A 9,540-nucleotide genomic window follows, 5' to 3' on the forward strand; every position below is an offset into this window, starting at 1 on the left:
GCTTTCACTGGGTCAAGTTGACTGGCGCGTAAAGCGGGAAAAAATCCGGCTCCTACTCCTACTAATATAGCTGAACTCAGGGAAAATACAGCGGTTTTGCGGTCAAATTGGTAAGGTAACTTAAATTGTTCTGCTACAACCACCGTCGCTCCATGAACGGTAATAATTGCAATGGTTCCTCCGATTAAACTTAAAATAGCGGCTTCTAATATAAATTGCAACAGAATATCTAATTGGGTCGCACCTACCGCACGCCGAAGTCCGATTTCTGGGGTTCGTTCAATCACTGAAGCAATGGTAATATTAGCAATACCCACTCCTCCAACGATTAAAGCGATCGCACCGACAACTAATAACGCTTTAGAAACTGAATCTAGGGTTTTTTGTTGTTCTAAAATTTCTTCAACCGTATTCCAAACCCAAAATTCATTGCCGTGAAACCGTTGTTCTAATATTTTTTGAGCTTGTTTACCTAAAGATTCTAAATTTTCAATTTTATGGGGACGCAATTGCAAACTATCAATTTCTTGTTGTCCTGTTATGGCACTATAAATTGCCATCGGAATATAAACTATCCCTCTAGGTTCTTGTTCCCAAAAAGGTTTATTGACAGTCACTCCCACGACAACATAAGGTCTAAAATTAATATAAATTGTTTGTTCTAAAGGATTACTTTTATTAAAAAGTGTATCTGCTAAAAATTGATCAATAATCACAACCGGTTGGTAGTTATTAAAATCACGGGGAGTAAAAGAACGTCCAGCTACTAATCGACGTCCTAGTGTGTTTAAAAAATCAATTGTTGTGGCTATAGCAATCGGATTAGCTTGCTCATTTTGAAAAAAAACCTCTACAGAGTATCTGTAATTCATCCCACTAATCGATTGCAACCCTTTTAACTGTTTTCGTAAAATTGTTACGTCTTCTAAACCCAGTCTTGCATAATTTTTAGTAATGGGGTTCCATTTTGAAGAGATAGAAACTTGTGGTGCCTCTTTTTCTGCCAATTGTTTTTCAATCACCGCATGGCTAATATTGCCGACTTGCAAAGTAGCATTAACCGCAGCAACTCCCATAAATACCCCAATTCCTGACAAAAAAGAACGGACGGGATTACCCAATAAGGAACGACAGCTTAATCCAATTAGACTAATAATAGAAAGACCCATAATATTTGTTAAAAAAATGGCTTTTTAGTTCTGTTTAATGCGACGTTAACTCATTTAATTTATCCCGAACCGCTTGAATATCTTGCCACATTAACCATTTAGGTGAACCGGGGTCACGGGAAGGATTTCTTAATAAATAAGCAGGGTGAAAAATTGGCATACATAATCGCCCTTCCCATTCCATCCATTGCCCCCTAATTTTACTAATTCCCCGTTTATCTCCTAAAATTGATTTAACGGCTGTTGCTCCCGTTAATAAAATAATTTTAGGATTAACTAAACGAATTTGTTCTAATAAATAAGGTTTACAAGCTTCAATTTCGGGAGGATTGGGGGTACGATTATTCGGAGGACGACAACGAATTGCATTAGAAATATAAACATTTTCATCGGTACTCAAACCAACAGACTCTAAAATTTTTTCTAATAATTGTCCTGATCTCCCCACAAAGGGTAAACCTTGTTCGTCTTCATTTTGACCGGGTGCTTCTCCAACAATCATAATCGGTGCTTGTTGATGACCTCGACCGATGACGGCATGGGTGCGATTTTGTCCTAAATCACAACGATAACAACGATTACAATGGTTAGAAATTTCTTCTAAGCTTTGATAGGTTCCGACAGGAATGGGAATTTTAGCATCAGTGGGAATTAAATCTTGATTAAAATTTGATGACGCTGGCGGTGGGGAAGGTTCAGAATTGTTGAAATCAAATAAACTCAATTGTTCGTGATCAGACATAGGAGAAATGGTGCAAGTTGATGGATAACCGACTGACAATTATTTTAATTCGAGTTGGAATCGTGAATGTTGCAACTCTTGATGGTAAAGGTCATGATAGAGGTGATGCGATTGCCGAGGGCAAGCAGATGTTATCCAAACCTTTATTTCGAGATCGGACTCATGCAGGTGAGGAACTGGCAAAAGAGATTTTGTTACAGATGAGTTGGGACGGTTTCCAAGCGGATCAGAAAATGGTTGTTTATGGCTTACCGCGTGGAGGGGTTCCCGTTGCTGTCCCCATTGCTCAACGTTTAAAATCTCCGTTAAGTGTGATTGTTGCTAAAAAAATCACCCTACCGGAGAACCCAGAATTGGCTTTAGGTGCAGTCACATCCGATGGTCAAGTTCTGTGGTCGAAACGTAAACCTCAAAATTTTAACCTTCAACAGATGATGTTACAGCAGGCTCAGACGAAAGCACAACAAGCTTGGGAACAGTTCGCTCCCAGTTGTCCCCCAGTGACCGCTTACGGCGCATTAGCACTGGTAGTTGATGATGGAATTGCGACGGGAATGACAATGGCGGTCGCATCCCAGGCGTTAAAGCTTCATCAACCTTTGGCAATTTGGATTTGTGTCCCCGTTGCGCCGATGGAATTAATTTCCTCTATACAGCAATGGTGTGATCGTTTGATTGTGTTAGAAACCCCCTACCCATTTTTTAATGTGAGTCGGTTTTATGAACAATTTGATCAAGTTGAAACACAAACCGTCTTATCTTACCTCCAACAACAAACCTGGCTACAATAAAAAATGATTCACTATTGCTCATGAACTATGTTCAGAAATTTGCGGGTTTGGTGGGAAACGTTTTTGCTTTCAACTCAATATAATCCGCCTCAGTTTGTTGAGGTGTTAATGCTACTATTAGGAACGTTTTTGATCTTGATTTGGAGTTTAACGAATCAATGGCCTTATTTGGTTTTATCTCTCAGTTATGTTGTTGGAGCCTCAACCTCGATGTTAATTCGAGAGGCATTAGTTCCTTCTCCCCATTTACAATTAACTCAGGGAATGGCGATTATTTTGTTAATCTTAAGTGTTTACACCTTAATTGATTTACTGGGATGAAAAATTGTCCCGAATTTCATATAAAATTAAACGATTTCCTATCGGATCATAAGCATAAATTTCTCGACCATGAGAAGCTGTCATGATTTCTCCTGGGGGGAGATATCCGAGAACATCTAAATGAGCGATCGCGGCTTCTAAATTTGGCACTTCTAAACATAAACTCATCCCAGTTTTACCCAGAGAATTAAATTCAGAAATCTGGGTCGATTTGGGTTGAAAAATTCCTAATTTTAAACTCGGTAACTGAAATTCTGCATAACGATGGGGAATTAACTTCAAGGGTTGTATTCCCAACAAATCAGTATAAAACTCAACTAAAATTTCCAGTTGCGGAGCAGCGAGGGTGACAAACGCCTCATTGCAGTGTAAAACCATAAAAGGAATCAAAAATTGAATTAGTCTATTTCTTTCAATATTAAACTGTATACCGAGAGCTTAAACAATGGGACGCATTTTTTTATCCGCAGGTCATGGAGGATTTGAACATGGTGTAAGAGATCCGGGTACGATTGCAGGAGGGACAACGGAAGCACAAGAAATGATTCGCATTCGGGATTTAGTCGTCAGCGAATTGCGTTCTCAAGGGTTTCAAGTGGTCGTTGTTCCTGATGATCTCAGCCAAACTCAAACGATTGATTGGATTAATGGCCATGCTCAATGGGGAGACGTGGCGTTAGAACTACAAATGGGGGGATCATCTAACCCTTCAATTCGGGGAGTTACTGCTTTTTATATTGCGGGAAATTCTCAACGAAAAAAAGATGCAGAATCCCTATTATTATCTTTATTACAACAAGTTCCTCAACTTCCCAATCGAGGCGCAAAACCAGACACGGAAACCGGATTAGGAAGTTTAATTTTTACTCGTTGGATTGCTATTCCTTCTATTTATCTTGAATTAGGATATTTAACGAATCCAACTGATCGCGCTTTACTTCAAACCCGACGGCGAGATCTGGCGATTGGCATTGCCAATGGGCTGATGATTTGGTTAAATCATAACACGAATACACCCATTCCAACGGTTCCTCCTGGGACACCTGTTTATGGTTCCATTGGAATTAATATTAATGGCCGTCGCTATGGAGAAAATGGAATTTTAGTTAATGGGAATGCTTTTATTCCCACTGATTTAGTTGATAAATTAGGATTAAATCTAAATCAAATTTCTCCCAGAGTCAGGAGAATTCGCTATAAGAATATTGTTTATATTCGTGCCGTTGATTTAAGAAGTTTTGGAATTTCTGTGACTTGGGATAATCCGAATCGGAGTGTTGTCTTACGTTCTAATATTCGTCCCTATAATAGCCAAATGGATCGAATGATGGGCAATGGTTTAACGACAGAAGTGCAATTAATTATGTTCATAAAAACCCATGATTCTAATAATCTGAATACCGTTCCTCAAATTGCTAAACTGTATCGAGAAGAAGCGAGTATTGAAGGAGTAAATCATGATATTGCCTTTTGCCAAATGTGTTTAGAAACGAACTTTTTACAATTTGGCGGTATCCTGAAACTTGAACAAAATAATTTCGGAGGGTTAGGAAGTTTGGGGGGTGCATCGGAAAGCGCCTCTTTTCCCACACCAGAAATCGGAATTAGAGCCCATATTCAACACTTAAAAGCTTACGCCAGTCATGAACCTTTCGTTCAAGATATTGTTGATCCTCGCTTTGAATTTGTGACCAGAGGAATTGCTCCTACGGTAGAACAATTAAGCGGTCGTTGGTCAGATGATCCTACCTACGGTGATCAAATTTTAGCGTTAGTGAGAAGACTTTATGAATTATCAGGATTGTTATAAATCTGGAGATTTTCTATCCTTAAATATTTGCTCCCCATTCGTCCCCCGTAGAGACGCGCCATGGCGCGTCTCTACATGGCGCGTCTCTACATGGCGCGTCTCTACAGACGGGATCGAGAATTAATTGATTAAGATTCCGCTAACACACGAGCCGCCGCAGCCACACCCGCACCCGGAGTAAACCCTTCATAACCGAGTTCTCGTAAGGCGGCTTCTAACGCTGCAATTGCGGTTAGAATATCGCGATCGCTCACAAATCCTAAATGACCAATACGGAAAATTTTACCCTTGAGGTGATCTTGTCCTCCGGCTAAAATAATATCGAATTTCTTCTTAACAACCGCCCGGACATCTTCAGCATTTAACCCTTCAGGGGGAACAACGGCCGTAATGGCAGGACTGGCACATTCATCGGCGGCAAATAATGATAATCCCAGGGCTTTAACCGCTTCTCGGCTAATTTGAGTTAACCGTTGATGACGGGCAAAAATATTCTCTAGCCCTTCTTTTTTCATCATTTGTAAGGCAACTTGTAAAGCAAAAAACAAGTTCACCGGAGGGGTAAAAGGATTGGTATTTTTCTTAGCAGATTTGCGATATAAACCCAAATCTAAATAATAGCGAGGAAGGTTAGCATTTTTATAAGCTTCCCAAGCTTTATCACTCACCGCAACAAATCCTAAACCGGGGGGAATCATATACCCTTTTTGGGAACCGGAAGCAACAACATCAATTCCCCATTCATCGATGGGAAGATGCACCGCTCCTAAGCTGGTGACAGCATCTACAATTATTAAGGCACCATGAGCTTTAACATGGCGATTAATGGCTTCTAAATCGTTAATTACACCCGTCGAAGTTTCGCTGTGGGTGATAATAACCGCTTTAATTTCTTTGTTGGTATCTGCTTCTAATTTCGCCCGGAATTGTTCGGGGTCGAGGGGTTGTCCCCATTCCGCCGTAACGGTATCGACTTCTAACCCATAGGCGGTGGCGACTTCGGCCCAACGTTCGCCGAATTTACCATTACAACCGCATAACACCTTTTCCCCACGACTGAGGAAATTAATAATTCCGGCTTCCATCGCCCCAGTGCCACTGGCGGTTAAAATTAGCACATCATTTTGGGTTTGGTGTAACCATTTCAGGTTCTCCGTCACTTCCTCCATGATTTTGCTAAAATCCCCACTCCGGTGTCCGATGGGGTGTTTTGACAGTGCTAATAAAGCTTGTTCAGGAACGGGAGTTGGCCCCGGAATCATCAACATTAATTTATCGTCCATTGTTGGTTTCAATTAATAAGGGTTGGTGTTTTGCGTGCGTCACAAGGGAATTATTTTCCCTGAAAATTGCGACTTTATTCTCAATACTGAAAGATGAATTTAACCGGTTATCCCTGTGATCAATTAATCGATTTTGGATTAATTTCAGACAACGACCAGCGAGAGTTAATGGGGAGATTTGCTTCAATACAGCTTTGCTCTAATTGTTTCTGTAGGGCGACGGCTTTCCGCAAGGTAATAATGAACATAGGCGGGAAAAAGAATCGGTTCCATCAACTTTAACTCAATCTCCAGTAAACCCAACTGCATGATCGCTTGAAAGATCAAGGGTTTCAATCAGGTTAAAAATTATCTCAGGATGAGAATATTCAACTCAGGAAACAGGGTTTCACTGCTCTTTGCCATCATATCATTAAGTGGCAATCAGTTGATTTAAAGCCGCCCCAGGATCAGGTTGTTTCATGAAAGACTCACCAATTAAAACGGCTGTTGCTCCCGCTTGGGTGACTAAATTGAGATCGTCACGGGTATGGAGTCCTGATTCACTAACAATTAAAATATCACGGGATTGTAATTGAGATTGTCGGCTTTGTAATAATTGGCAAGTGGTTTGTAAATCAACGGTAAAATTCTGTAAATCTCGGTTATTAATCCCGATTAAGTTAACGCCATCTAAGCTTAAAACTCGATCTAATTCTTCGAGGGTATGCACTTCAATTAAAGCAGTCATTCCCAGAACTTTAGCAATTTTGAGGAAATATTGTAAATCTTGATCAGATAAAACCGCAGCAATGAGTAAAACGGCATCGGCTCCATGATATCGTGCTAAATAAATTTGATAAGGATAGATAACAAAATCTTTACATAGTAAAGGTAAATCAACAACCGCCCGAACTTTTGCTAAATTTTCAAAACTTCCTTGAAAGAATTTTTCATCGGTTAAAACCGATAAACAACTAGCACCACCTTGTTGATAGGATTTTGCGATCGCAACGGGGTCAAAATCTTCTCGAATGACACCTTTACTGGGGGAAGCTTTTTTGACTTCAGCGATGACCGCAGGTTGAGTTTGACTGTTTTTTAAACCTTCAAAAAAGTTACGAGGTGCAGGAATTGTATTGACTTTTTGTTTTAATTGTTCTAGGGGTAAACGTTCCCTTAAGTCAGTAATTTCTTTTTCTTTATACCAAACAATTTCTTCTAAAATATTCTGGGGTTCAGCACCTGGGATAGCAACCTGATAACGTAAGTTTAATACTTCAACAGCAGGATTAGGTGGACGACGACGAATAGAGACCATAGAAGTTGAGGAGGTTTATTGTTTAACTCGACTATCTTAAATTATAACCCTAATATAGTCAGTTTTTTAGGATTAATTATTTTAATCAGCTTAAATACTTCGATTTGATTCTAACTTTCTGGTAACTCCCCAAATTGTTCTCGATATTTGGCTAATAAAGTTTCAGCTTCTGTTGCTACTTCTTCAGGAGTGGGGAGAAGTTTACCGTCAGAACTAAAAAAACGCAATTGAGAGTTATGAACGCCTAAAAATAATTCTAATTGTTGACTCCATAACCATCCTTGAGAGTTGGGTTCAAGGGGTTGGTATTTCCCATCAACTAAATGAAATCCTGCGAATTCTAAGGTTTCTGGATCAAACCAAAAATAATCAAAAGTTCTGAATGTATCTTGATACAGTTGTTTCTTGAAACCTTTATCAATTTCTGCGGTGGAGGGAGATAATAGTTCAATAATAATATTAGGATATTTCCCTTCTTCCCAAATCATCCAACTCCGTCTGGGTTTACGTTCTGTGTCTAAAACTACAAAAAAATCTGGCCCTCTAAAATCCTGCGATTTTTTTTGATTCGGGTTAAAATAGATGGTTAAATTTCCAGAAACATAAAAATTTTGACGGTTTCGCCACCACCACTCTAAAAGGCGAATTAGGAGATCAATTTGTTTCCGGTGTAAATCACTTTCCAAAGCTGGTTCCTCACTCCATAAATTACCGGGTGGAAATATAATATCATCAAATTCCTCTTTTTCTGAAGCTAGAAAGAGGGAAGGTTCGTTATAAATAATAGACATAGGCTGTTTAACCGAATCACGATAGATATAGTTTAGCTTAAAATTCGCTATTAGCGAAATCAAGTTAATGAAGAAGGATGACTTTTTTTCAGTAATTTAGAAATAAAAGGAATCGATTCTATATTAAGATTTTTTAGTTCTGGATGCGCTTGAATACTTTTAATGATGACATCCGTTAAATTATATTGATGGTTATCTCCGTAATTGAAAGTTAAATATCCTAATAATTCTAAAGCATAATCATAAAACATAAAAATATCAGCAATACAAGCTAATTTGAGAATATTATCAGGGGTTTTAAACCCTAAATTTTGATCGGGTCGAATTAAATCTCGAACATAAAACCCATCTGTCCATACTAATTGTCCGGGGTGTTGACGAGACATCAAACTAATTCCTTGACGACGACCATTCCATCGTTTTCCAAAGTCGAGGAGGGTAAACCCTTGATTTCTAAGATAAATATCAACTTCTGCAAATAACGGTTGATTTTTATAGAGTTCTATAAATGAAACTTCCACTAATATCATTAAAATTTGATGTTCTAACAGTTGAGAACACCCTTCTAAAACGTTTAATTCTCCCCCTTGGACATCTAACTGAAGAAAATCAATCCCAGTGGGTTTATCTTGAAAAAACTCATCTAGGGTTATGGTTTTTACAGCAGTTGTAGACATCAATTTATGACGTTCAGCATATTCATCTAAACGATTAATGACTAATTCATTGGGAGGATATAAGGAACTGCATTCTGGATGTTTGGTTTGATATAAAGTTTGAGTTCCTGATGTATTCCAAACGGCTAAAGGAATATGATTTTCTATCCAGTTTATCTTTTTTTGTGCTAATTGTTGATTGCGGTCTTGACAAGCTTTTTCATCCGCATCAAAACCATAAATAGTTAAACTAGGGGCAAAAATTTCCCATCCTTGATGGGAATAATCAGCATCAATAAATTCTTGAACCTGACGGGAACCCACAATACATAACGTTAGGTCAATCTGATCTAAATAACCCGATTGTTTTAAATGTTTAACAAAGATAGACATAAGGTAAAACTAATTTGTTCTCAAAACCTGTAGGTGTGGCATCCCTCCCAACCCTCTTTTCAACGGTTTAAATTTGGGTGGGGAAACCCTACTCCTATGGGGTTTAAATTGGGGCAGGGTCTCCCTGCCCCAACGGGTTTGTTAGGCTGGTAAACGGGGTTTAATCGGATAAATTAATTAATGACCGCCAACTCCAACAACAGCCCGTTTGTAGGCTTCATCTAACACTTCTGAAAGGGTAGGATGGGTATGAACGGAGAAGACTAAATCGTGAACAGATTGAC

At 39.0% G+C, this 9,540-nt stretch carries 11 protein-coding genes; 3 read left to right on the forward strand and 8 right to left on the reverse strand.

Annotation, left to right across the window (positions count from 1 at the left end):
- Positions 1-1,169, reverse strand: a 1,169-nt coding sequence (locus tag ACKPEB_RS14825) for an ABC transporter permease (RefSeq protein ID WP_408965698.1), incomplete at its 3' end; no start/stop codon positions are given.
- 34 nt (positions 1,170-1,203) lie between these two features.
- Complete coding sequence (locus ACKPEB_RS14830) at positions 1,204-1,911, reverse strand: uracil-DNA glycosylase family protein (RefSeq protein WP_408965699.1); 708 nt, start codon at positions 1,909-1,911, stop codon at positions 1,204-1,206.
- Positions 1,912-2,039: 128 nt separating this feature from the next.
- On the opposite strand from ACKPEB_RS14830, the gene ACKPEB_RS14835 reads away from it, so the two are divergent.
- Both ACKPEB_RS14835 and ACKPEB_RS14840 read left to right on the forward strand, forming a co-directional pair.
- A complete protein-coding gene (locus ACKPEB_RS14835) occupies positions 2,040-2,702 on the forward strand; it encodes a phosphoribosyltransferase (RefSeq protein ID WP_408965708.1) in 663 nt (220 codons plus the stop codon).
- 27 nt (positions 2,703-2,729) lie between these two features.
- A complete protein-coding gene (locus ACKPEB_RS14840; protein ID WP_408965700.1) occupies positions 2,730-3,023 on the forward strand; it encodes a hypothetical protein in 294 nt (97 codons plus the stop codon).
- Here ACKPEB_RS14840 and ACKPEB_RS14845 read toward each other — a convergent pair.
- Positions 3,012-3,401, reverse strand: coding sequence for a VOC family protein (locus ACKPEB_RS14845; RefSeq protein ID WP_408965701.1), 390 nt, complete (start codon positions 3,399-3,401; stop codon positions 3,012-3,014). The two genes, ACKPEB_RS14840 and ACKPEB_RS14845, sit on opposite strands and share 12 nt — an antisense overlap.
- A 67-nt stretch (positions 3,402-3,468) precedes the next feature.
- On the opposite strand from ACKPEB_RS14845, the gene ACKPEB_RS14850 reads away from it, so the two are divergent.
- On the forward strand, positions 3,469-4,833 hold the full coding sequence (locus ACKPEB_RS14850) for an N-acetylmuramoyl-L-alanine amidase (RefSeq protein WP_408965702.1): 1,365 nt from the start codon (positions 3,469-3,471) through the stop codon (positions 4,831-4,833).
- Between the two features lie 128 nt (positions 4,834-4,961).
- On the opposite strand, the gene ACKPEB_RS14855 is transcribed toward ACKPEB_RS14850, so the two are convergent.
- From ACKPEB_RS14855 to ACKPEB_RS14875, 5 genes are all read right to left on the reverse strand, one after another.
- A complete protein-coding gene (locus ACKPEB_RS14855) occupies positions 4,962-6,116 on the reverse strand; it encodes a pyridoxal-phosphate-dependent aminotransferase family protein (RefSeq protein WP_408965703.1) in 1,155 nt (384 codons plus the stop codon).
- Positions 6,117-6,235: 119 nt separating this feature from the next.
- Positions 6,236-6,364, reverse strand: coding sequence for a DUF5340 family protein (locus ACKPEB_RS14860; RefSeq protein WP_408965704.1), 129 nt, complete (start codon positions 6,362-6,364; stop codon positions 6,236-6,238).
- A gap of 164 nt (positions 6,365-6,528) precedes the next feature.
- Entirely contained in the window at positions 6,529-7,416 is an 888-nt protein-coding gene (gene trpC / locus ACKPEB_RS14865) for an indole-3-glycerol phosphate synthase TrpC (protein WP_408965705.1), read from the reverse strand.
- A 110-nt stretch (positions 7,417-7,526) separates the two neighbouring features.
- Positions 7,527-8,207: a Uma2 family endonuclease gene (locus tag ACKPEB_RS14870; RefSeq protein WP_408965706.1), complete on the reverse strand. Its 681-nt coding sequence runs from the start codon at positions 8,205-8,207 to the stop codon at positions 7,527-7,529.
- Positions 8,208-8,266: 59 nt separating this feature from the next.
- Positions 8,267-9,256: an FkbM family methyltransferase gene (locus ACKPEB_RS14875; protein WP_408965707.1), complete on the reverse strand. Its 990-nt coding sequence runs from the start codon at positions 9,254-9,256 to the stop codon at positions 8,267-8,269.
- Positions 9,257-9,540: the final 284 nt, after the last annotated feature.

Origin of the sequence: Planktothrix sp. (assembly GCF_046067725.1) — a bacterium.
GTDB lineage: Bacteria > Cyanobacteriota > Cyanobacteriia > Cyanobacteriales > Microcoleaceae > Planktothrix.